22 protein-coding genes are annotated in these 22960 nt (G+C 70.0%); 7 read left to right on the top strand and 15 right to left on the bottom strand.

All coding sequences use genetic code 11. From position 1 onward, the window contains the following. Positions 1-11 precede the first annotated feature (11 nt). Complete coding sequence (locus IE325_RS41755; RefSeq protein ID WP_229912440.1) at positions 12-437, bottom strand: hypothetical protein; 426 nt, start codon at positions 435-437, stop codon at positions 12-14. Between the two features lie 149 nt (positions 438-586). On the opposite strand from IE325_RS41755, the gene IE325_RS41750 reads away from it, so the two are divergent. Then, on the top strand, positions 587-1363 hold the full coding sequence (locus tag IE325_RS41750) for a PIG-L deacetylase family protein (RefSeq protein WP_190075437.1): 777 nt from the start codon (positions 587-589) through the stop codon (positions 1361-1363). 17 nt (positions 1364-1380) lie between these two features. On the opposite strand, the gene IE325_RS41745 is transcribed toward IE325_RS41750, so the two are convergent. The 3 genes from IE325_RS41745 to IE325_RS41735 all read right to left on the bottom strand — a co-directional run bounded on the left by IE325_RS41745 (position 1381) and on the right by IE325_RS41735 (position 4039). Further along, positions 1381-1728, bottom strand: a complete 348-nt coding sequence (locus tag IE325_RS41745) for a DUF1330 domain-containing protein (protein WP_190075411.1) — start codon at positions 1726-1728, stop codon at positions 1381-1383. Positions 1729-1824: 96 nt separating this feature from the next. Further along, positions 1825-2628: an SDR family oxidoreductase gene (locus tag IE325_RS41740; protein ID WP_190075410.1), complete on the bottom strand. Its 804-nt coding sequence runs from the start codon at positions 2626-2628 to the stop codon at positions 1825-1827. Between the two features lie 82 nt (positions 2629-2710). Continuing rightward, positions 2711-4039, bottom strand: coding sequence for an RNA polymerase subunit sigma-70 (locus tag IE325_RS41735; protein ID WP_190075409.1), 1329 nt, complete (start codon positions 4037-4039; stop codon positions 2711-2713). 90 nt (positions 4040-4129) lie between these two features. Here IE325_RS41735 and IE325_RS41730 point away from each other — a divergent pair, with 90 nt between their 5' ends. From IE325_RS41730 to IE325_RS41715, 4 genes are all read left to right on the top strand, one after another. After that, a complete protein-coding gene (locus IE325_RS41730; protein WP_190075408.1) occupies positions 4130-4909 on the top strand; it encodes a trypsin-like serine peptidase in 780 nt (259 codons plus the stop codon). A gap of 22 nt (positions 4910-4931) precedes the next feature. Beyond that, positions 4932-6686: a serine/threonine protein kinase gene (locus IE325_RS41725; RefSeq protein ID WP_190075407.1), complete on the top strand. Its 1755-nt coding sequence runs from the start codon at positions 4932-4934 to the stop codon at positions 6684-6686. A 36-nt stretch (positions 6687-6722) separates the two neighbouring features. Further along, positions 6723-7730 carry a C40 family peptidase gene (locus IE325_RS41720; RefSeq protein WP_229912439.1) on the top strand — a complete coding sequence of 336 codons (1008 nt, stop codon included), beginning with the start codon at positions 6723-6725 and terminating at the stop codon, positions 7728-7730. A gap of 215 nt (positions 7731-7945) precedes the next feature. Then, entirely contained in the window at positions 7946-8659 is a 714-nt protein-coding gene (locus tag IE325_RS41715; protein ID WP_190075405.1) for a phosphatase PAP2 family protein, read from the top strand. 16 nt (positions 8660-8675) lie between these two features. Here the strand turns inward: IE325_RS41715 and IE325_RS41710 are convergent, their stop codons facing one another. The 3 genes from IE325_RS41710 to IE325_RS41700 form a co-directional block, all read right to left on the bottom strand. Further along, complete coding sequence (locus IE325_RS41710) at positions 8676-10232, bottom strand: FAD-binding oxidoreductase (protein WP_190075404.1); 1557 nt, start codon at positions 10230-10232, stop codon at positions 8676-8678. Between the two features lie 358 nt (positions 10233-10590). Then, positions 10591-11589, bottom strand: a complete 999-nt coding sequence (locus tag IE325_RS41705; protein WP_190075403.1) for an inorganic phosphate transporter — start codon at positions 11587-11589, stop codon at positions 10591-10593. 7 nt (positions 11590-11596) lie between these two features. Further along, the gene (locus IE325_RS41700; RefSeq protein WP_030951199.1) at positions 11597-12217 is read right to left on the bottom strand and encodes a DUF47 domain-containing protein; all 621 of its coding nucleotides are present in this window, start codon (positions 12215-12217) and stop codon (positions 11597-11599) included. Between the two features lie 243 nt (positions 12218-12460). Here IE325_RS41700 and IE325_RS41695 point away from each other — a divergent pair, with 243 nt between their 5' ends. After that, positions 12461-12826 carry a metal-sensitive transcriptional regulator gene (locus IE325_RS41695; RefSeq protein ID WP_190075402.1) on the top strand — a complete coding sequence of 122 codons (366 nt, stop codon included), beginning with the start codon at positions 12461-12463 and terminating at the stop codon, positions 12824-12826. Here the strand turns inward: IE325_RS41695 and IE325_RS41690 are convergent. The 6 genes from IE325_RS41690 to pstS all read right to left on the bottom strand — a co-directional run bounded on the left by IE325_RS41690 (position 12792) and on the right by pstS (position 18475). Continuing rightward, positions 12792-13001 (bottom strand): hypothetical protein, encoded by a 210-nt coding sequence (locus IE325_RS41690; RefSeq protein ID WP_190075401.1) that lies wholly within the window; start codon positions 12999-13001, stop codon positions 12792-12794. The two genes, IE325_RS41695 and IE325_RS41690, sit on opposite strands and share 35 nt — an antisense overlap. A gap of 119 nt (positions 13002-13120) precedes the next feature. Then, on the bottom strand, positions 13121-13957 hold the full coding sequence (locus tag IE325_RS41685; RefSeq protein ID WP_190075400.1) for an SCO4651 family lipoprotein: 837 nt from the start codon (positions 13955-13957) through the stop codon (positions 13121-13123). 404 nt (positions 13958-14361) lie between these two features. Next, positions 14362-15138, bottom strand: coding sequence for a phosphate ABC transporter ATP-binding protein PstB (gene pstB / locus IE325_RS41680; RefSeq protein ID WP_190075399.1), 777 nt, complete (start codon positions 15136-15138; stop codon positions 14362-14364). A gap of 48 nt (positions 15139-15186) precedes the next feature. Next, complete coding sequence (gene pstA / locus IE325_RS41675) at positions 15187-16245, bottom strand: phosphate ABC transporter permease PstA (RefSeq protein WP_190075398.1); 1059 nt, start codon at positions 16243-16245, stop codon at positions 15187-15189. After that, positions 16242-17246, bottom strand: coding sequence for a phosphate ABC transporter permease subunit PstC (gene pstC, locus IE325_RS41670; RefSeq protein WP_190075397.1), 1005 nt, complete (start codon positions 17244-17246; stop codon positions 16242-16244). Before pstC ends, pstA begins: the two co-directional genes overlap by 4 nt. Positions 17247-17350: 104 nt before the next feature. Beyond that, the gene (gene pstS / locus IE325_RS41665) at positions 17351-18475 is read right to left on the bottom strand and encodes a phosphate ABC transporter substrate-binding protein PstS (protein WP_190075396.1); all 1125 of its coding nucleotides are present in this window, start codon (positions 18473-18475) and stop codon (positions 17351-17353) included. 491 nt (positions 18476-18966) lie between these two features. On the opposite strand from pstS, the gene IE325_RS41660 reads away from it, so the two are divergent. Continuing rightward, positions 18967-19383 (top strand): NUDIX hydrolase, encoded by a 417-nt coding sequence (locus IE325_RS41660; RefSeq protein ID WP_229912438.1) that lies wholly within the window; start codon positions 18967-18969, stop codon positions 19381-19383. Here the strand turns inward: IE325_RS41660 and IE325_RS41655 are convergent. Next, on the bottom strand, positions 19380-20510 hold the full coding sequence (locus IE325_RS41655; RefSeq protein ID WP_190075395.1) for a CHAD domain-containing protein: 1131 nt from the start codon (positions 20508-20510) through the stop codon (positions 19380-19382). The genes IE325_RS41660 and IE325_RS41655 overlap by 4 nt on opposite strands. Further along, on the bottom strand, positions 20491-22866 hold the full coding sequence (locus tag IE325_RS41650) for an RNA degradosome polyphosphate kinase (protein WP_190075394.1): 2376 nt from the start codon (positions 22864-22866) through the stop codon (positions 20491-20493). Before IE325_RS41650 ends, IE325_RS41655 begins: the two co-directional genes overlap by 20 nt. Positions 22867-22960 lie beyond the last annotated feature (94 nt).

Here is a 22960-nt window from a genome sequence, read left to right as displayed (position 1 = left end):
TCCAGTACCGCCTAGGACTCCGGCTGTGTCACCGTCAGTGCCCAGCGGATGTCCTCCGACGACGCGTCGACGCCGATCACGAAGGAGCCGGACCGGACCACGCCGGGATCCATCGTCACCGAGCCGACGCCGGCCTCCCCGGCCGCCGGGCAGTCGACGGTGAACGCGGCGATCTCCGACGCCTGCGACATCGTCACCCGCACATCGCCGCCGCCTTCGCACGCCACCGTGAGCACGGTCGGCAGCGTCTCCCACGCACCGCCGGACGCGACACCGCCGTCCCCGGTGTGCTCCGCCACCCACACCAGGCCCTCCGGGCCGGGATGGGGCAACAGGACGTCCGTCGACGCGGTGGCGGGTCCTGCCGCCACGCCGGTCAGCGCGCAGGCCGCGAGTGCGGTCAGGGCTAAGGCCCGCTTGGTGCGTCGTCGTCTCATGGTCGTTCCCCCTGGTCGTCGTATGTCCCGGTCGATCGTGTGATCGATCGGCCTCGGCGGTCAGTCTGCTGCGCCGGACGACCTCGCGCCTGAGTATCCGTACTCAGGGGTAGGGCTGACGAGGAGGTGGTTGAGCGATGCCGGTGCCGATGTCGATGCCAAGCCTGCTGGGGGTGTTCGCGCATCCCGACGACGAGTCGCTGTTCTCGGGCGGTGTCCTCGCCCGGCACGCAGCCGCGGGCGCGCGCACCGGCGTCGTGACGGCGACCTGGACGCCGGACACGCCGCGCGGAGCCGAACTCGCCGAGGCGTTGCGGATCCTGGGCGCCGGGCAGCCGCGGATGCTCGGATACGCCGACCTCAAGGTGCCGCACTCGGCTCCGCGGAGCCCGCGGCTGTGCGACGCGCCGCTCGACGAGGCGGTGGGCCGACTGGTCGCCCACATACGGCAGTTCCGGCCCGAGATCGTCGTCACCCACGACGCCTACGGCGGCCTGACCGGTCACCCCGACCATGTGCACACCCACCGCCTGACCACGCTCGCCGTCCAGGCGGCCGGGCTCGAACGCCTCTACCCCGACGCCGGCACCCCCTGGCGGCCCAGCGCCCTCTACCTCGCCACCCACCCGCACTCCGCCCTGGAGGCGCTGAGCGAACTGGCCCGCGCGGGCAAGGGCATGAACACGGTCCCGGACGCATGGATCGGCGCGACCGTCGACGTACGCCCCTGGCTGAAGCGGAAGTGGGCCGCCGTACTGGCTCATCGCACCGAGGTGGAACGGGGCGGCGGCGCACCGGGCCTCCTGGCCGGTCTGCCGGAGCCCGCCCGCGAACGGATCCTCGCCACCGAGTGGTACATCCGGCAGGACACCGTCTTCCCCGCGGCGGGCCTGACCGAGCTGACGGCGGGCACCGTCGGCCCATGAGCCGCACCCAGTGCGTCCTACTCGGCCGGCAACGCCTCCCGCAGCGCCTTCGCCGTGGTCGTCGGGTCGTAGTCGTCGGGGACGCCCTCGACCAGGATGATGTCGCCCTCGATGTGGCGGGAGCGCAGGGGGGCGATCTCCTGGTAGGCGGGTGAGGCCCACCAGGACCGTGCCTCCGTGATGCCCGGGAAGCCGATCACCACGACGTGGCCGGGCCAGTCGCCCTCCTTCGTCTCGTGCGGTGTGGCATGGACGAGGAAGCGGCCGCCGTACGGCTCGAAGGTGGTGGGGATGCGTTCGATGTACTCGGCGATCTCCGGGTGCGGGGCGGCGTCCCGGAGGTGGGCTATGGCGTAGGCGGGCATGGTGGCCTTCCTGTCGGTCGGGATCGTCGGTCCCTCTGGCGACGATCGTGGCAGGGACGGCGGAGCGTGGCGATGACCTGACAGGTAAGGGCGCGGTCAGCTGGCGAACATTCCCGCCGTCGCGTTGATCCACGTGCCAGTGATGGAGGCCGCGGCGTCGGAGGCGAGGAACGTCGCCAGGGCGGCGATGTCCGCGATCCGCGGTGAGCGCTTCGTCATCCGCAGGCTGTCCAGGTGGGATCGGATGCCGTCCACCGCCGCCTCGTCGAGGCCGGTGGTGCCCGTGGACGCCAGTTTCTCGGGAGTGAGGCTGTCGGTGACGCCGGCGGTCCAGATGCCGCAGGCCCGCACGCCGGCCGGCCCGACCTCCTGCGCCAGCTGCCGGATCAGCGCGTCGGTCGCGCCGTCCGCCGCCGCCGTACCACCCATCATCGGGCTGCCGTTGGCCGACCCGCTGTCCAGGGAGAGGATCACGCCCGAGCCCTGCGCCGCCATCCGCCGGGCCGCCGCACGGGCGGTGAGGAACTGGCAGGTGATGCCCCGCACCACCGGACGCGTGTAGTCCTCGACCGACATCTCGGTCAGCGGTACGCCGTGCCAGTCGCCGCGCGGCACGAGGTTCACGGAGATGTCGATCCGCCCCGCCCGTTCGATGACGGATGTGGCGTGTGCCTCTACGGCGTCCTCGTCCAGCGCGTCCAGTACGTCGTACGCGACCGAGGCACCGGCCTCGGCCGCGGCCTTCGCGAGCGATGCCTCCGTTCGGCCGGCGAGGAAGACGCGTGCGCCGGCGTCGGCGTACGCCTTCGCGATCCCGGCACCGAGGGCGCCGCCACCGCCGTAGACGACCGCGACCTTGCCCGCGAGCAGGGTGTTGTTGAGGAGAGAGCGGTTCTGCATGGTTCCTTGCCTCCTGGGTGGGGGCGCGCCGTGTGCGCCCGTCACCCATGAGACGTGCCGGAGCCGCGAACTCATCGCTCCGTCAAAGAGTCATGGGCAGGCCGAACGCCGGGAACAGGTGCGGTTCGAACGTCGTGATCTCCGCGATACGGCCCTCCGACACCCGCAACACATCGATGAGCTGCGCCCGGAACACGCTCGTCCCCGGCCGCTGGAGATAGCCCGCCACCGCCAACTGGCCGTTGGCGCGCACGGGAAGGTGCCGCCAGTGCCCTACGAACAGCGGCGAGGCCGGATCCAGGTTGGCCCGCACGAACGCGGCCATCGCCTCGCGCGAGGTGAACCAGAACGGGTTCGGCGGCATCGTGAGCACCACGTCCTCGCGGAGCAGCTCGGCCATGGCGTCGAAGTCGGCGCGGGCGGCGGCGTCCATGTACCGCTGGAGCAGGGCGAGGTCGTCGGGGCTGGGTTCCGCGGCCGACCAGTCCTCGCGCCGCCCCGGCAGCGCCTCCCGCAGTGCCGAACGCCCCCGCTGCACGGCGCTGTTCGCCGAGGCCACGCTCGACTCCAGCAGATCGGCGGTCTCCTGGGCCGACCATCCGGCGACGTCCCGCAGGATCACGGCCGCGCGCTGCCGGGGCGGCAGCTGCTGGATGGCGGTGAGGAAGACGAGTTCGAGGGTCTCGCCGGCGACCGCCTCCTCGTCGGGCCGCCGGTCCGGGGCGGGGGCGTCGGGCAGCTGGTCGTCGGGGAACGGCTGCAGCCAGGGCACCCGCGGGGGTGGTGGGCCGTCGCCGGAGTCCATGCCGGGGACGGGTTCGTAGGTGCTCGGGCGCCGGTTGTGCTTGCGCAGAAAGTCCAGGCAGGCGTTGGTGGCGACCTTGTACAGCCAGGCCCGTGGATTGTCGACGCCGTCCAGGCTCTCGCGGGCCCGCCAGGCCCGCAGGAACGTCTCCTGCGTGAGGTCCTCCGCCTCGTCGTACGAGCCGAGGAGCCGGTAGCAGTGGACGCGCAGCTCCTGGCGGTGGGCCTCGATGAGGGCGGTGAGGGGGTCCCCGGCGGGGGGTGCGGTGGGTTTCGTCACGGCGGCGGGTGTGACGTTTTCCGGGTCGTCCCGTCGGGTTGCCTCGCGTGCCTCGCGGGCGAGCCGGCGGAGCTGGGTGAAGCGGGTGGACAGGGCCTCGACGTCGGCGTGGAAGGCGAGCGCCGGGTCCAGGCGGAGCCGCTTCAGACGGTCGCCGATGTCGGACACCAGCTCCCGGGCGGGGACGCCGCGGGGCCGCCGGCGTTCGCGATAGGCGCGCTGGCGGCAGGCCTGGGAGCAGTACGAGGCGGTGCGCCCCGCGCCGTCGCCGCTCTCGATCGGCCGCCCGCAGACCTGACAGCTGCTGCTCGCGGTGGCTCTGGTCATCCGCCCCTCTTCTCCGCCCGGGGAGGCTTAACTTCCCGGTCACCGTACGCTTGACGCTTCTCTCACCTTCGTCGGCCACAGTGACCCTCGATGCCGCCGACAACACACACCCCGCGCCTGCCCCTGTACGCCGCCGCCGTCCTCCTCGCCGTCCCCTCGGCCTCCGTCGCCGCCGCCGACGCCGGTACGGGGCCGTTCGCCGTGACCTTCACCGCCGTCGCGACGACGCAGAGCGCACGGGTCGGCGCCCTGTTCCCGGACAGCCGCAGGGCCCGCCTCCGCGGGGGCCACTTCTGCACCGCGTCCGTCGTGCACAGTGCCCGGCACGACCTCATCGTCACCGCCGCCCACTGTCTGAACGGAAAGTCGGAGCGGCTGGTGTTCGCACCCGGCTACCGGGACGGCGTGGCGCCGTACGGGGTGTGGACGGTCGGGAGGTGGTTCCTGGCGGACGGGTGGGCCAAGGGGCGGGACGAGGACAGCGATGTGGCGTTCGCGGTGGTGGAGCGGAAGGGCGGCAAGGGGGTCGAGGACGCGGTGGGCGGGGAACGGTTCGTGACCGGGACGGCCACCGGGGCGACCGCCGTGACCGTCACCGGGTATCTCAACTCCCGTGAACGACCGGTCAGTTGCACCAACAAACCGCGCCCTCACACCCGTACCCAGCAACGCCTCCGCTGCCCCGGCTTCGGCGGCGGCACCAGCGGCAGCCCCTGGGTCAACGGGGACGGGCAGGTCGTCGGGGTGCTCGGCGGGCACGACAACGGAGGGTCCACGGCGGACGTGTCGTACAGCGTGGTGTTCGGGGCGGAGGCGGGGGAGCTGTACCGCGAAGCGGAGAACCACTCTGCGGACTCCGCGTCGAACTGATCTCTGTGGCAAGGTCAGTTCGGTGGACGCACTGAAGGACCGGGACCCCGCGCACATAGGTCCGTACACGCTGCTCGCACGGCTCGGGGCGGGCGGGATGGGACAGGTCTACCTGGCTCGGTCGCCGGGTGGACGGCTGGTCGCGATCAAGGTGATCCGGGACGAGATCACCGACCATCCTGAGGCACTGGCCCGGTTTCGGCGGGAGGTCGAGACGGTGCGGGCGGTGCGGAGTGCGTATACGGCGAACCTGATCGACGCGGAGTTGGACGCTGCGCCGTATTGGCTGGCTACCGAGTATGTGTCGGGGCCTACGTTGAGTGGGGCGGTGGGGGAGCGGGGGGCGTTGCCTGCCGACAGCGCCCGGCGGTTGTTCGCGGCCCTCGCGGAGGCGCTGGCGAGTGTGCACGCGTACGGCGTGACGCACCGGGACCTCAAGCCGCAGAACGTGATCCTGTCCCCGCAGGGGCCGCTGCTCATCGACTTCGGTATCGCACGCGGCGCGGCCGACACGGCACTGACGCAGACCGGACTCGCCCCGGGGACGCCCGGGTACACGGCGCCCGAGGTGGTGGTCGGCAATCAGGTGGGCGCGGCAGCGGACGTGTTCGCGCTCGGGGCGACCCTCGCCCATGTGGCGACAGGCCGTCCGCCGTTCGGTTCCGGGCCCACGCACGCGGTGTCGTACCGCGTGGTGCACGAGGACATCGACGTCACGGGCGTGGAGCCGGAACTGGCCGGGCTCATCCGTGAATGCGTGGCCAAGGACCCGGCCGAGCGGCCGGGGCTGGAGTCGGTGATCGCGCGCTGTGCCGTGTCCTCCGCGCTCACGGAGGATCCGTTCTACGCACGGCTGAGCACCGACGGCGAAGCCGCGCCCCAGGATCTCCAGGCGGCGGTGGCGGCCGGGCTGGTGCCACCCGGGCACGGTGCGCCGAAGGCGCCGGCGTATCCGCCGACCGCCGGTCCCGGCTATGTTCCGACGGCCGTTCCCGCGTATGTGCCGACGCTCGCGCCCTCGGCGCCGACCGCCGTACCGGAGCGGCGACGGTCGCGTCGTACGCCCTGGGTGGTGGCCGTCGCGGTGGCGCTGGTGGTCGGTACGGCCACGGCGGTGGCGCTCCGGATGCTCGACGGCGGACAGGGCGGCTCCGACGCCCTGGGCGGCGGCGGTTCGCCGTCGGCATCGCCGGGCACGAGCGCCGCGTCGCGGAAGGTGCCGGAGTACATCCTGAACAACCGGATCTCCCGGGACTACTGGACGCTGTCGGACGAGCCCGACGAAGCGGCGTACGGCGTCGGCGAGTGCAGGCTGATCGGTGCCGGCAGCCCGCCGAAGGAGCTCCAGTACAGCGTCTCGGACGCCGACGATCCCGAATCCCCCACCGTCACGCGGCGGGCGAAGATCTCCTTCCGGGTCAAGTACGCGGAGCTCAGCAACAAGAAGCCGGAGCCGTACTACGTGTCGATGGGAGTGAAGCCGCCCCACGAGATCGACTCCGACACGGGCAAGCCGTACGAAGTGATGATGGAGAGCAAGAACGTGGGCTACACGAGCAAGCCCGTGGACATCTACAAGCACTGGAAGGACGGCGGGTTCATCGAGCTGACCTACCCGGACGACTTCCAGAGCCACTTCGACAACGGCAGGACCTACCCCGCGATCCCCGTCGCCAACGACCCCGGTGACTGGACCGCGGTCCTCTACCACGTCAAGTCGGGCCCGTCGGACTACGAGAGCGTCGGTTGCACCGGCTTTCGAGTGGGAAGCTCCTAAACTGGCGCGGGCGGATTCCGGCAGGGCGAGGGACGGTTGACGGTGCGTAAGGCGTGGATCGTGGCGGGTGCCGCTCTCGCGGCGGGGCTCAGCTTCGTGATGCTGCTCGTCGTCGGGGTCTTCGTCGTGGCCGGGAGCCTCGCAGGCGGGATCGGCGGAGCCTCCAAGGCGTTGGCCAAGGGCGCCGTGCCCGCCGCCTATCGGGACATCGTGCAGAAGTGGGGCAATCTGTGCCCCGCCATCAACCCCGCCCTGCTCGCCGCCCAGCTGTACCAGGAGAGCGGCTTCAACCCGAGCGCCAAGAGCCCGGCGGCGGCGCAGGGCATCGCGCAGTTCATCCCGGGGACGTGGGCCACGCACGGGATCGACGGCGATGGTGACGGTGACCGCGACGTCTGGGATCCCAAGGACGCGATCCCGTCGGCCGCGTCGTACGACTGCAAGCTCGCCTCGTATGTGAAGGACGTGCCCGGCGACGCGACGAAGAACATGCTCGCGTCCTACAACGCCGGGGCGTACGCGGTCATCAAGTACGGGGGCGTGCCGCCGTACAAGGAGACCCAGAACTACGTGAAGACGATCACGACGTTGGAGGAGAGCTTCGCCGCGCCCGTCAGCCGGGTGGATCCCAGCCAGCAGGCCGCCGGCGCCATCTACTACGCCCAGAAGAAGCTCGGCACGCCCTACCTCTGGGGTGGGGAGGGGTCCGCGGCCGACGGGGGGCGGTTCGACTGTTCCGGGTTGACTCAGGCCGCGTACGACAGTGTCGGGATAACGCTGCCGCGGGTGGCCAATGACCAGTGGAACGCGGGAGCCCATCCGGCCAGGGACGAGCTGTTGCCGGGGGATCTGGTGTTCTTCTCCGACGACCTCGACAACTCCCGCGCCATCCGGCATGTGGGGATTTATGTGGGCGGCGGGTACATGATCGACGCGCCGAGAACGGGTGCTGTGATCCGGTTCGACCCGATCGACACCCCGGATTACTTCGGGGCGACCCGGGTGACCGAGGATGGCGCGAAAGCGTTGCCGACGAGGGTTTAGACGGAGCGTTAACCCACCCCCTGAGCTGCGGAGATGGATATCTCTTCGATAACGTCTGCGTGATCATTCAGTGGAGTGTGGAACGTATCAACAGGGGCCATGCGTTCCTGGTTTCGTAGCCGGATCTACAACCACGGGGGTGGGCGGGGCGGCGTACGTACGCACCATGCGATGCGCCGAGTGGAGAGACAGAGACGATGAAGGGGCCGCGGCATATGGCTGGACTCGCAGAATCCGGGTCGAACCCCGACGTCGACCTGCTCTTCGACATCAATGGCCTGGCCAAGGACGCGCCGCACTGGTTCGACCGGGTCATGGGCTACGTCGGTGAGTACGGGCTGCTGCTCGCCCTGGTGCTGCTCGTGGTGTGGTGCTGGTGGTCCGTGCGGCGGCGCGGTGACGAGGATGCCGCCTCGTCCGTGGCCGCGCTGGTGTGGGCGCCGCTGGCCGCGGCGCTCGCGGTGCTGGTGAATGTGCCGATACGAGGGTTCGTCGAACGGCCCCGGCCCTTCAAGGAGCACCAGGGGCTCGAGGTCCTGGTGAGCGGCAAGACCGACTACTCGTTTGTGAGCGATCACGCGACCATCGCCATGGCTCTGGGGGTCGGGCTGTTCGTCGCCAATCGGAAGTTCGGGCTCGCCGGGATCGGGCTGGCGCTGCTCGAAGGGTTCTGCCGGGTCTATATGGGCGTGCACTATCCGACCGACGTCGTCGGTGGGTTCGCGCTCGGCACAGCCGTCGCGCTGCTGCTGTCGCCGCTGGCCATGGCCCTGCTGACGCCGCTGATGTCGGCCATCGAGCGGTCTTCGCGGGGCGGGTGGCTGATCAGGGCCCGGGGGCGGTCCGGGGAGGACGGCGGGCAGGAGGCGTTGATTCCGGGGGCTCGGAAGGAGTCCGCGGGGGCTGAGGAGCGGGATCTCGCGGCCTAGCCGCGGGCGGCGAGGGCTATAGAGCCTGGGGGTAGGTGAAGAAGGTCTCCGGGTCGTACTGCTTCTTCAGCTTCGCCAGGCGGGGTGCCGCGTCGCCGTAGTACGCCTTGCGCCAGTTCCGCAGGGTCGGGTCGGCGTAGTTCTGGTACGCGGCGCCCGAGGCGTGGGGGCGCATCGCGTCGTGGGCCGACGTCAGCCAGGACTGGGCCGTCGAGCCCGTCGTGCCGGCGCCCCAGGAGGCGAGGTACTGGGCCAGCATCCGTGAGCGGCGGTGTACGAAGGCTGTTGCCGTGGGGGCGACGCGGTTGACGGCTCCGCCGAGCGCCGTGAAGGCGATGCTGCCGGCGCCGCCGCGGACCGACTGCATCTGCTTCAGCAGGGTCTGGATGCCCGCCGTGGAGAGTGAGCGGTCGAAGAAGTCCGACTTCGCCGCGTATGTCTCACGCTTCAGGGCGCCCTGCGGGGAGCGGCCGGGGGTCGCGCCCGGGAGGTGGCACTGGGCGTCCGTGGAGAAGGACGAGCAGCCGGCGTAGATCTCCATCGCCTCCTCGTACGAGTGGCGCTTGAGGGAGACGCTGCGGGCGGGGCCGGGGCCGCCCGGGCGGTCGGCGAGGCGGTCGACGGCGTTCTGGAGTTCGCCGTAGGTGCCGAGGGAGAACGCGGCCACGGCGATGGTGGGGGTGCCTCCCGGGGTGTTGGCCAGGTGCAGGGACGACCAGATCTCGTCGGGCTGGGTCGGGCCCCACTCCTGCCAGGCCTTGATGACGGCGGCGGCCTTGGACCAGGGCCAGGTCATGTAGGCCGTTACGCCCTGGGGGGCGGGGTGGGTCTTGAAGTGCAGCTCCGTGACGATGCCGAAGTTGCCGTTGCCGGCGCCGCGCAGGGCCCAGAACAGGTCCTTGTTGGTGGTGGCGTTGGCGGTGAGCTGCTTGCCGTCGGCCGTGATGATCGTGGCCTGGGTCAGGCTGTCGCAGGTCAGGCCGTAGGCGCGGGAGGTCACGCCGTGGCCGCCGCCGAGGGTGAGGCCGGAGACGCCGACGGTGGGGCAGGAGCCGGCGGGGATGGTGGTGCCCTTCGCGGCGAGGGCGCGGTAGACGTCTATGAGCTTGGAACCGGCGCCGATCACGGCGGAGTTGCCGGTGGCGCGTATGCGGTTGAGCTTGGAGACGTCGATGATCAGGCGGTCGGTGCCGGAGGACCAGCCGCCGTAGGAGTGGCCGCCGTTGCGGATGGCGACCTTGAGGTGGTGGGCCTTGGCGTAGGCGAGGGTGGTGCGGATGTCGTCGGGGTGGGCGACGTAGGCGACGGCCGTGGGCTTCAGGGTGTCGAAGCGGGTGTTGTAGAGCTGGTGGGCCGGCTTCCAGTCGGCGTCGCCGGGGCGGATGAGGCGGCCGTCGAGGGCTCGGGCGAGGGCGGACCAGTTGGCGGGGGTGGAGGCGGCGGTGTTCTGGGTGCGGGTGCTGGTGCCGCGTGTTTCGGTTCCGCTGCCGCTGCTGTCCGTGCCGTTGCAGGCGGTTGCCGTCAGGGCGGTGAGGGCTGCTGCGGTGCCGCCGATGAACGTGCGCCGTTCCATGTCGCCTCCTGGTGGGGTACGTGGAACGAGACGGCGTGGTGAGGGGTGGGGTTCCATCGCGTACGGGCCGTTTACCCACCGGGTTCTCTCGCCCCCGCCGCCCCTACCCGTCCCGTCCTCCAGGGGCTTCGCCCCTTCGACCCCACTGGGGCTGCCGCCCCAGACCCCGCTCCGGCCCTGAAGGGGCCTTGTCCTCAAACGCCGGACGGGCTGGAAGATGCGGACCGGCGCCTGGGAAGTGCCGCCCCTCCGGGTGGGTGGGGGCTAGGGATGGCGTGGCCCTGTCCTCAAACGCCGGACGGGTTGAAAGACGCCGGCCGCACCCCCGACACCCCGAAACCGCTACACCCCGAAACCCCTACAAAAACGCCAGATTCACAACCCCGAACGCCCCCGCCGCCACCAACGCGGCCGCCGGCATCGTGATGAACCACCCCATGACGATGTTCTTCGCCACCCCCCACCGCACGGCGTTCACGCGCTTCGTGGCGCCGACGCCCATGATGGCTGACGTGATGACGTGGGTGGTGGAGATGGGGGCCTTGAAGAGGAAGGCCGTGGTGAACATGATCGACGCGCCGGTGGTCTCCGCGGCGAAGCCCTGTGGGGGGTCGAGTTCGATGATCTTGCGGCCGAGGGTGCGCATGATGCGCCAGCCGCCGGCGTAGGTGCCGAGGGAGAGCATGACGGCGCAGGCGATTTTCACCCAGACCGGGATGGGGTCGCCGTAGTCCTCTACGTCGGCGATGACCAGGGCCATCACCACGATGCCCATCGTTTTCTGCGCGTCCTGGAGGCCGTGGCCCAGGGCCATGCCGGCCGCCGAGACCGTCTGCGCTATGCGGAAGCCGCGCTTGGCCTTGTGGGGGTTGGAGCGGCGGAAGATCCACATGATCGCCGTCATGACGAGATAGCCCGCCAACAAGCCTACGACCGGGGATACGAACATCGGGATGACGACCTTTTCCAGTACGCCGTCCCAGTAGACCGTCGTGCCGCCCGCCAGCGCCGCGCCCACCATGCCGCCGAACAGGGCGTGGGAGGAGGAGGACGGCAGGCCGAAGTACCAGGTGATGAGGTTCCAGGTGATCGCGCCGACCAGTGCCGCGAAGAGGATGCCCATCCCCTTCGAGCCCTCGGGTGTCTGGATCAGGCCCTCGCTGACGGTCTTGGCGACGCCGGAGCCGAGGAAGGCGCCGGCGAGGTTCATCACCGCGGCCATCGCCAGGGCCGCGCGCGGGGTCAGGGCCCGGGTCGAGACCGATGTGGCGATCGCGTTCGCCGAGTCGTGGAAGCCGTTGGTGTACGTGAAGAAGAGCGCGACCGCGATGGTCACGACCAGGGCGAGGGTGTCCATGAAAGGGTCAGGACTCCTTGACGGCGATGGTCTCCACCGTGTTCGCCACGTGCTCGAAGGCGTCCGCCGCTTCCTCCAGGACGTCCACGATCTGCTTGAGCTTCAGCACCTCGATCGCGTCGTACTTGCCGTTGAAGAGGTGGGCGAGGAGCTTGCGGTGTATCTGGTCGGCCTGGTTCTCGAGGCGGTTGACCTCGATCCAGTACTCCGTGAGGTTGTCCATGGTGCGCAGGTTCGGCATCGCCTCGGCCGTCAGGTCGGCCGCGCGGGCGAGGACCTCGATCTGCTGCTCGACGCCCTTGGGGAGTTCCTCGACGTTGTAGAGGACGACCAGGTCGACGGCCTCCTCCATGAAGTCCATGATGTCGTCGAGGCACGATGCGAGGTTGTAGATGTCCTCGCGGTCGAACGGCGTGATGAACGAGGAGTTCAGCTGGTGGAAGATCGCGTGTGTGGCGTCGTCACCTGCGTGTTCCGCGGCCCGCATACGCTCTGCGATCTCGGCCCGGCCGGCGGTGTCCGCCCCGAGCAGTTCCATCAGGAGTTTCGAGCCCGTGACGATGTTGTCCGCCGACGCGGCGAACATGTCGTAGAAGCTCGTCTCCCGGGGGGTCAGACGAAAGCGCACGTGAGGGTCCTCAAGAAGCATCGGTTTCGGTCAGGCTGATGCTAAGTGCATCATCCGGCCACGGCTAATGGGCCGTCCTCCAGTGTCGCCCATCGTTCACAGTGGTCGGCACGGGGGCTGCCCAGTGGTCCAGTCCAGCGTGATCGGCCGGTCGCGGCACCGGCCACAGGGCCTATACCCAGCAAAGTTCGGTACGATATACCCAGTAGGGGTATATGAAGCGGTTTACGTCGGGAGGACGCGATGACGACCAGCGAGGCCGGTGTGACGGCGCCCTCCGAGGAGACCGGGGCCGGTGCGGAGATCGTGACCGATCACGACCGCGGTGTCCACGGTTATCACAAGCAGAAGGACGAGCATCTCAAGCGGCTGCGCCGGATCGAGGGCCAGATCCGGGGCCTGCAGCGCATGGTCGACGAGGACGTCTACTGCATCGACATACTCACTCAGGTCTCCGCCTCGACCAAGGCCCTGCAGTCCTTCGCCCTCCAGCTCCTGGAGGAACACCTGCGTCACTGCGTCGCCGACGCGGCCCTCAAGGGCGGTGCGGAGATCGACGCGAAGGTGGAGGAGGCTACGAAGGCGATCGGCCGGCTGCTGCGGACCTGACGCCCGCGGGCCCTTCCCGTTCCTCCGCGACGCGCAGCACCTCGTCGATGCTTTCCAGACTCAGCCGCTCCTCGCGGGCGGCCGAGGCCGCGATGATCAGCTCTCCGCACAGCTCGATCTCGGCGAGGGCCACGTGGTCCTGAACTGCCGTACCGCCGACCGGAGCCACGTGCATCACCTCTTCTCTGCCGTTACCGACTTCCTAGAGTAGGGAGCGGCCTACACACCGCGCATGGCACGGACGGGCTAGTTCTTGACGCCCGTCACGCACGCATACGCCGACTGTGGCAAGCCTCACTCCTCGGCGATCTTGCCGGCGTAGATGTCGTCGCCGTCGGGCAACCGTACGTCGGTGCGGACCCCGAAGTCGTACAGCAGGGTCGTCGAGGCCACGGCGACGGCGTCGCCCTGCTGTCCGTTGACGAAGCTGAACCGGTGGCGGACCTTGCGGATCCGGCCGTCCTCGTCGAGGAAGACGTCGAACGGCACCTGATCCGTGGCGAACCCTTTCGCCGCCGCCGCGAGGGCGTCCGCATTGCCCTTGGTCGCCTCCTGCGCGGCGATGCCCAGGTCAGCGGTACCGCGATAGTGCCGCACCGCCGTACCCGCGACGTCCGTCTGGCCCACATACGTCGCTCTGCGCACCCCGCGCAGCACCTCGGCGGCGACGAACGGATCGGTGGCGCCGCCGGTGACGAGATTGCCGTCGGACAGGGTCCGGGTGTCGACGCGCACCCATTTGTCGGCGGGGACGCCCGCGCCCCGGTTCTTCATGAACAGCGCGCCGGGAGCGAGCAGCTCCATGATCGGCCGGTGCGCGGTCGCGCCGGCGGGGTCCTGGGGCAGCAGGACCCTGAGGCGCCCGAGCTGTCCGCGGAAGTCGTACACACCCTCGCCGCGGATGGTGACGCGGGTGCCGCCGGTGGCCATCTCCATGGAGGTACGGGCCTTGGCGCTGCGGGCCGCGGAGAGAGTGTCGGCGGCGCGGCGTACGATCTCGACCGCCCGCTCGCCGTGTGCGTCCTCGACCGCCGCGCCCCGCTCCGCGCAACCGCTGCCCGCGAGGCAGACGCACAGGATCCCGGCCACGACGCCCGCCCCACGTCTGATGTGCTGCCGCTGCTCCGTCATCGTCCGTCTACCCCCAGCCGGTGCGTCCGTCATGGGCCCCTCGTCGTTCCGGTTAACGACGGGTAGGTGCCCTCGTCACGCACACCGAGGAGTGGCGCTTACTTGCCTTGGGTAACGTTGTCACCGTGGCACAGCAGGACGGACCGACCTCACCCACGAAACAGGGCAGCTTCTCCGGGCACCGCACGACGATGGTGGAGAAGGGGCCCTTCTGTACGGCGCAGTGCGTCTGCGGCTGGCGCGGACCGGCGAGACGGGCGCGGAGCCTGGCCAGGGACGATGCGCGGGGGCATCTGCGGGGGTGAGGGAAGACACACAGACGCGGGCCCGCCCCCCGGGAGCCAGGGGGCGGGCCCTTTATCTGCCTCGCGGTGGCACCGCCATGCAGCACCGCGAGGGGTCTGTCAGCCGAAGCGGCCGGAGATGTAGTCCTCCGTGGCCTGGACCGACGGGTTGGAGAAGATGCGCTCCGTGTCGTCGATCTCGATCAGCTTGCCGGGCTGGCCGACGGCCGCCAGGTTGAAGAAGGCCGTACGGTCCGAGACACGCGCCGCCTGCTGCATGTTGTGCGTCACGATGACGATCGTGAAGCGCTCCTTGAGCTCACCGATCAGGTCCTCGATGGCGAGGGTGGAGATCGGGTCCAGGGCGGAGCAGGGCTCGTCCATGAGCAGGACCTTCGGCTCCACCGCGATCGCCCTCGCGATGCACAGGCGCTGCTGCTGGCCGCCGGAGAGGCCCGAGCCCGGCTTGTTCAGGCGGTCCTTGACCTCGTTCCAGAGGTTGGCGCCCTTGAGGGACTTCTCGACCACGTCGTCCAGCTGCGACTTCTTGTACGAGCCGTTCAGCCTCAGGCCGGCCGCGACGTTGTCGTAGACCGACATCGTGGGGAACGGGTTCGGGCGCTGGAACACCATGCCGACCTCGCGGCGCACGGCCACGGGGTCGATCCCGGTGCCGTAGAGGTTCTCGTCGTCGAGCATGACCTTGCCCTCGACCCGGCCGCCCGGTGTGACCTCGTGCATGCGGTTGAGGGTGCGGAGGAACGTGGACTTGCCGCAGCCGGACGGGCCGATGAAGGCCGTCACGGAGCGCGGCTCGACGGTCATCGAGATGTCCTCGATGGCGAGGAAGGAGCCGTAGTAGGCGTTGAGGCCGCTGACATCAATGCGCTTGGCCATGGGAATCACTGCTTCTTTCGGGTCGCTGACTTGTCGTCAATGGCCGCGTCAGCGGCCCGTCTTGGGGGCCTTCCAGCGGGCAAGGCCGCGGGCCACCAGGTTGAGGATCATGATGAACGCGATCAGCGTCAGCGACGCCGCCCACGCGCGGTCGTACGCAGCCGCCTCGCCCGATCCGTACTGCTGGTAGATGTACAGAGGGAGCGACGCCTGCGCGCCTTCGAACGGGTTGGAGTTGATGAACTTGCTGCCGAACACCAGCAGCAGCACGGGCGCGGTCTCACCGGCGATTCGGGCGATGGACAGCATGATGCCGGTGGTGATGCCGCCGAGCGAGGTCGGCAGGACCACCTTCAGGATCGTGCGCCACTTCGGCACGCCGAGCGCCAGCGAGGCCTCGCGCAGCTCGTTCGGGACGAGCTTGAGCATCTCCTCCGTGGAGCGGACGACGACCGGCATCATCAGGATCGCGAGCGCGAGGGAGCCGGCGAACCCGAAGGGCTCCATCTCGAACATCAGCATGATGCTGAGGATGAACAGACCGGCGACGATCGACGGGATGCCGGTCATGACGTCGACGAAGAAGGTGACGGCCCGGGCGAGGCTGCCCCGCCCGTACTCCACCAGGTAGATCGCGGTGAGCACACCGATCGGCGCGGCGATCAGGGTGGCGAGGCCGACCTGCTCGAGCGTGCCGAGGATGGCGTGGTAGATGCCGCCGCCCGTCTCCGAGTCGGCGACGACGCCCATCGAGTGGCTGAGGAAGTAGCCGTCGAGGACCTTCGTCCCGCGTTGCACGGTCGACCACACCAGGGAGGCCAGCGGCACCACGGCGAGCAGGAACGCGACCCACACCAGCGAGGTGACGACGCGGTCCTTGGCCTGGCGGCGGTTCTCGACCTTGGCCGCGACGACATACGTACCGAGGATGTACAGGATCGCGGCGATCAGCGCCCACTGGATGCTGCTGCTCAGACCGGCGGCGGCGCTGATGCCGATACCCAGGGCGAGGGATCCGGCGGCGATGGCGTACGGAGCCCACTTGGGCAGCCGGCCGCCCTGCAGGGTGCTGCTGCGCTTGCCGGCGTGGGAGGGTGCGGTGCTCATGCGTTGGCCCCCGAGTACTCCTTGCGGCGGGCGATGATCGCGCGGGCCGCGCCGTTGACCAGCAGGGTGATGACGAACAGGACCAGACCGGAGGCGATCAGCGCGTCCCGTCCGAACTCGGTGGCCTCACTGAACTTGCTGGCGATGTTCTGGGCGAAGGTGCCGCCGCCCGGGTCGAGCAGGCTGGCGTGGATCAGGAAGTCGGGGGAGAGCACGGTCGCGACGGCCATCGTCTCGCCGAGCGCGCGGCCGAGGCCGAGCATCGAGGCGGAGATCACGCCGGAGCGGCCGAAGGGGAGGACCGACATGCGGATCACTTCCCAGCGGGTGGCGCCGAGCGCCAGGGCCGCCTCCTCGTGCATCTGCGGGACCTGGCGGAAGACCTCGCGGCTCACGTTGGTGATGATCGGGAGGATCATGATCGCGAGCAGGATGCCGACGGTGAGCATGGAGCGGGCGGCGCCGCCCTGCCAGTCGAAGATGCCGGTCCAGCCGAGGTAGTCGTTGAGCCAGCCGAACAGGCCGTTCAGGTTCGGCACCAGGATCAGGGCGCCCCACAGGCCGTACACGATGGACGGCACGGCGGCGAGCAGGTCGATCACATAGGCGATGGGACCGCTCAGCCTGCGCGGGGCGTAGTGGGTGAGGAACAGCGCGATGGCGACGGCGACGGGGACCGCGATGACCATGGCGATGATCGAGGAGACGATCGTGCCGTAGGCCAGGACCGCGATGCCGAAGACCGGCGGGTTGACACCGGTGTTCCACTCGAAGGTCGTGAGGAAGTTGCCCTCGTCCTTACTGATGGCGAGGACGGCGCGGTAGGTGAGGAAGCCCGCGATCGCGGCCATGATCACCAACAGCAGAATGCCCGAACCGCGGGACAGACCGAGGAAGATCCGGTCTCCGGGACGGGTGGCACCACGGGCGGCGCGCTTCTGCTCGCCCGCGGACGGCTGGGGGGTGGGGGGAGGTGCGTCAGCTATCTGTGTTGTGTCCATCGGGTTCTCCGGTCTGCGGAACCGTACGTGGTGTGCGGCTCCTGGCGGCGGTGCACCGGACGGTGCGGTCCGGTCCCGCTGGGGGACCGGACCGCACGCTCAGGTCAGCTCAGGGAGTCGACGGTGGTACGGACCTTGGCGATGATGTCCTCGGGCATCGGCGCGTAGTCGTTCTCCGCGAGGATCTTCTGGCCGTCCTCGGAGGCGGCGTAGCGCAGGAACGCCTTGACGGCGGGCAGGGTGTCGGCCTTGTTGCCCTTGTCGCAGACGATCTCGTACGTCACCAGGACCATCGGGTAGGCGCCGTCGGCCTTGGTGCTGTAGTTCAGCTCCAGGGCGAGGTCCTTGCCGGTGCCGACGACCTTGGCGTCGGCGATGGCCTTGGTGGCGTTGTCCACGGTCGCCTCGACCGGGGCGGAGGCGCCGGTGTCGATCTTGACCGTCTTGATGCCGTCCTTGGCGTACGACAGCTCGAAGTAGCCGATCGCGCCGGCGGTCTGCTTGACCTGGGCCGCGACACCGGCGGACTGCGGAGCGGACTGGCCGCCCTTGGCCTGCCAGGCCTTGCCGCCCTCGTAGGGGAAGTCCTTCTTGGCGGTGGCGATCAGGTACTTGGTGAAGTTGTCCGTGGTGCCGGACTCGTCCGAGCGGTGGAACGCCTGGATCTTGAGGTTGGGCAGCTTCGCGTCGGGGTTCAGCTTCGCGATCGCCGGGTCGTTCCAGTTGGTGATCTTGCTGTCGAAGATCTTGGCGATCGTCGAGGCGTCCAGGACGAGGTTGTCGGCACCCGGGACGTTGTAGCCGACCGCGATCGGGCCGCCGACCATCGGCAGGTCGATGCCCTGGCCGCCGGAGCAGACCTTCTGGGAGGCCGTGACCTCTTCGGGCTTCAGCGCCGAGTCGGAACCGGCCCACGGGATCTGGCCCTGGGTGAACGCGGTGACGCCCGCGCCGGAACCGCCGGCCTTGTAGTTGATCTCGACCTTGCACGCGGACGAGAACTGCTTGACCCACGCGTCGACGGCGTTCTTCTGCGCGGAGGAGCCGTCGGCGAGAACCTGGCCCGAGGCGTCGTCGCACTTGATGTTGCTGGCGTCGGCGCTGGCGGAGGAGTCGCCACCGCTGGTGTTGCCCGTGTCGTCGGAGCCGCACGCCGTGAGGGCCAGGGCGCCGGAGACGGCGAGAGCGCCGAGGGCGAGGGCACGCCGGTTCTTGCGCTGAAGCTTCACTTGAGGGAATTCCTTCCAGGAGCCGCCGTCCTGAATTCCGGCGGCGTGCGAAGACTTTGGCGATGAAGGACTCGTCCCCCCAGGGCGCGGTCCGTCATCTTGTACGGCCGAAAGTAGGCAGAACAGGTGAAGGAGCCGATGGGCGCAAATGAACGAGGGGTGAACCCCTGGGGACGGTGCGGTGAGGTAACGGAAAGCTCACGTTGTGGATACGGTGCGATACCGACCCCATCCACCGGAAACACCCGCTCTGCGCAGCCGGACGCCCGCGTTCCCGCCGATCGGCGCCAAGACCTTCGCCGCGATCGAGGTATGGGTGCCGAGGCTCGACGGCGTCGTGGTGTCGGAGTGGCCGTTTTCGGACACGGGGACGGGCCTTTCGCCGGTGGATGTCCTAAATGCGTCAGGTCATGGGTCGAGCGTATGTCGCTCGTACTGGGCGTGGCCTGTTGGGAGCGAGGGGAGCCCGAGTGCGCGTCACCATGGAAGCCATGAGGCGAGATGTGGTGCTTGCGGCAGGCTGCGTGTTGTGGCGCCGCTCGGCGGCCGGGCTGGAGCTGGCTCTGGTCTACCGGCCCAAGTGGGACGACTGGTCCTGGCCCAAGGGCAAGCTCAAGCCGGGCGAGACGACCGAGGAGGCGGCCCGGCGTGAGGTGCTGGAGGAGACCGGCTACGAGTGCCGCCTCGGGGAGCAGCTCCCCTCGGCCCGGTACATCGACCACCAGGGCCGCCCCAAAGAGGTCTCCTACTGGGTGGCGGAGGCGGCGGACGGAGGCTTCGAACCCAACGACGAGGTCACCGACCTCATCTGGCTCAAGCCCGCCGAAGCCGATGAACGACTCACACACGAGAGGGACCGGAGCCTGATCACCGCCGCGCTCATCGCCATCGCGGACAGTGGCGCCTAGGGCGTGCCCACCGTCTGCATCTGCCAGGACTGCTGGAACGCGAAGCGTGCCGCCTCCACCTCGTGCCGCTGGTCGGCGTGCAGGACGCCCAGGGCGTATGCCGTCGCCGGGGCGATGCGCGGGGTGCGGGCGGCCTGGGCCGCGGCGGCGGACGCCTCGGAGGCGTCGCGGTGCCGGTTGAGGGCCTGCCCGGACGCCAGCAGCCGTACGTCCACCGGGCAGTTGTCGCCGTGGAGGACCTCGCGGGCGTAGCGGTGCAGCCGCAGCAGCAGGCGGACCTGGTGCCAGGGCGCGTCCTGCGGATGCGGGGCCGGGTCCGGGGAGAGGCCGTGGATGAGGGCCTCGGCGTTGTACGGACTGCCCGCGGTCACCAGCGGCAGCGCCGCCACCGCGTCGGTGAGCCGCTCCTCGGCCGCTGCCGCGAGGGGGCGCAGGTCGGCGGTGGCGGCGGCCGGGGTGAGCGGGACCTCGCTGGCCAGTACGGCGATGTTGTCCGCGACGGCGTGGAAGCGGGAGGAGCCGAGGGCCTGGAGGGCGGTGGAGTGGGCGCGGGTCCGGGCCAGGGTCAGCTGGCGTTCGAGCAGGGCGCCCGCTTTGGCGGCGCCCACTGTGAGGTTGCCGCGCTCCGGGGTGGCCGCGGGGTGGCTGGGCGCGGCGGCGTCCACGGTCGCCGTCTTCTGGGCGTCCGCGGCGGCGGGCATGCCGACGGCGCCCGTCTGCGCCGGCAGTACCGTCGCCCCCGACAGCCGGTGCAGCGCCAGCAGCAGGCGCTCCAGGCGGGCCGCGTAGGCGTGTTCCATCGCCAGCGTGCCGGACAGCCAGGCCAGTTCGGGGCGGATGGCCTCGGACCAGTCGGCGTCCAGCAGCGGGCGGAAGGTGTGCAGGCTGGCGCTGACGCGGCGGGCCGAGCGGCGCAGGGCCCGGGCGGCGTCGACGGACTCCTGCGAGCCGTTCTCCCCGGGGCGGGCCTTCCCCCGCGCCGGGGCACCTCCGTCGCCGCCGGTCTCCCGGTGCAGCCGCAGGGCTCGCAGGAACTCCGTGGCCTGGGCGCGCAGGTAGCCCGCGAGGGCGTCCCCGGACACGACCTGGGCCGTGGGGTCCGTCGGATCAAGGTGTTGCTGTGCCACGCCGGCGCCTCCGGGCGTCTATGAGCATCTCCTGGACGTTGCGCAGGGGCTGGCCCTCCGCGTCCGTCGCGTGCCGCGTCCACTCGCCGTCCGGCCCCAGGTGCCAGGACGCCGTGGTGTCGGACATACCGGTCTCCAGGAGCCGGTTCAGCGCGGCGCGGTGGGCCGGGTCGGTGACCCTGACCAGGGCTTCGATACGTCGGTCGAGGTTGCGGTGCATCATGTCGGCGCTGCCGATCCACACCTCGGGTTCGCCGCCGTTGCCGAAGGCGAAGACCCGGGAGTGTTCGAGGAAGCGGCCGAGGACGGAGCGGACGCGGATGTTCTCCGAGAGTCCGGTCACGCCCGGGCGGATCGCGCAGATCCCGCGGACCCAGATGTCGACCGGCACGCCCGCCTGGGACGCGCCGTAGCAGGCGTCGATGAGCGCCTCGTCGACGATGGAGTTGACCTTGATGCGGATGTAGGCGGGACGTCCGGCACGGTGGTGCTGGACCTCCTTGTTGATCCGCGAGATCAGGCCGTCGCGCAGGGACTTGGGGGCCACCAGGAGGCGGCGGTAGGTCTCGCGGCGCGAGTAGCCGGACAGGCGGTTGAAGAGGTCGGAGAGGTCCGCGCCGACCTGCGGGTCGGCGGTCAGCAGCCCGAGGTCCTCGTACAGCCGTGCCGTCTTGGGGTGGTAGTTGCCCGTGCCGACATGGCTGTAGCGCCGTAGCGTCTCGCCCTCCTGGCGGACCACCAGCGACAGCTTGCAGTGGGTCTTCAGGCCGACGAGGCCGTAGACGACATGGCAGCCGGCCTCCTCCAGCTTGCGCGCCCACTTGATGTTGGCGTGCTCGTCGAAGCGGGCCTTGATCTCGACCAGCACCAGGACCTGCTTGCCGGCCTCGGCGGCGTCGATGAGCGCGTTGACTATGGGGGAGTCGCCGGAGGTGCGGTACAGGGTCTGCTTGATCGCGAGGACGTCCGGGTCGTCGGCCGCCTGCTCCAGGAACGCCTGCACGGAGGTGGAGAAGGAGTCGTACGGGTGGTGCAGGAGGACGTCCCGGTTGCGCAGCGCGGCGAAGATGTCCGGCGCGGACGCCGACTCGACCTCGGCGAGATCGCGATGGGTGCCCGCGACGAACTTCGGGTACTTCAGCTCGGGACGGTCGATGGAGGCGATGCGGAAGAGGCCCGTGAGGTCCAGGGGGCCGGTCAGCGGGTAGACCTCGGCCTCGCTGATCTTCAGCTCGCGCACCAGCAGGTCCAGGACCTCCTGGTTGATGTTCTCCTCGACCTCGAGGCGCACCGGCGGCCCGAAGCGGCGCCGCATGAGCTCCTTCTCCAGGGCCTGGAGGAGGTTCTCCGCGTCGTCCTCCTCGACCTCCAGGTCCTCGTTGCGCGTGACCCGGAAGGCGTGGTGCTCCAGGACCTCCATGCCCGGGAACAGCTCCTCCAGGTGCGCGCCGATGACGTCCTCCAGCGGGACGAACCGGCCCGGGGAGGCCTCCAGGAAGCGGGAGAGCAGCGGGGGCACCTTGACGCGGGCGAAGTGCGGGGTGCCGGTGACGGGGTTCCGTACCCGCACGGCCAGGTTCAGGGAGAGCCCGGAGATGTACGGGAACGGGTGCGCCGGGTCGACCGCCAGCGGGGTCAGGACCGGGAAGATCTGGTGCCGGAAGAGGGTGAAGAGGCGGGCCTGCTCCTTCTCCGTCAGCTCGCTCCAGCGGACCAGGTGGATGCTCTCCTCCGCGAGGGAGGGGGCGACGTCCTCGTGGTAGCAGGCGGCGTGCCGCGCCATCAGCTCACGGGAGCGGGCCCAGATCATCTCCAGGACTTCACGCGGCTGGAGGCCGGACGCGGAACGCGTCGCCACCCCGGTGGCGATACGGCGCTTCAGTCCGGCCACGCGGACCATGAAGAACTCGTCCAGGTTGCTGGCGAAGATGGCCAGGAAGTTCGCCCGCTCCAGGAGCGGGGTGTTCGGGTCCTCGGCGAGTTCCAGGACCCGCTCGTTGAACGCGAGCCAGCTGCGCTCGCGGTCCAGGAAGCGGCCCTGGGGCAGCTGGACGCCGTCGATCTCGGAGACCTCGTACGCGTCGAGGTCGGCGTCGATGTCCGGTTCCAGTTCGGAGACCACCGCCGAGGTGACCGTGTGCGGGCGGTGCGCCGCGATGGAACCCACGGAGGGCTGCGCGTGCTGGACCTTGGCCTGGGCATTCCTGGACTGGCTCATATGCCCATTGTTCCGCGCATCCGGACTTACGGGCGCGTCGGAAAGCGCGGGCGGGAGCTTCGCGGGGAGGCGTCGTGCGGCCCCGTTCCCCGCGCTCCCCTGCGCGGGAGGCGAAGGCTCTGGCACGGCGGTGGTCATTGGCCGAGCGTCGCAAGTCCGTCTGAACCAATGGTTACGGAGACATGGCGTGTGGGATAGCGGGGGGCGGCTCGCGGACGTCTACGCGTCCGGA

The organism is Streptomyces lanatus, from assembly GCF_014655715.1.
GTDB classification, from domain to species: Bacteria; Actinomycetota; Actinomycetes; order Streptomycetales; family Streptomycetaceae; genus Streptomyces; species Streptomyces lanatus.
Note: the sequence above shows the minus strand (reverse complement) of the source record. Positions and strands in the feature narration are given on the sequence as shown.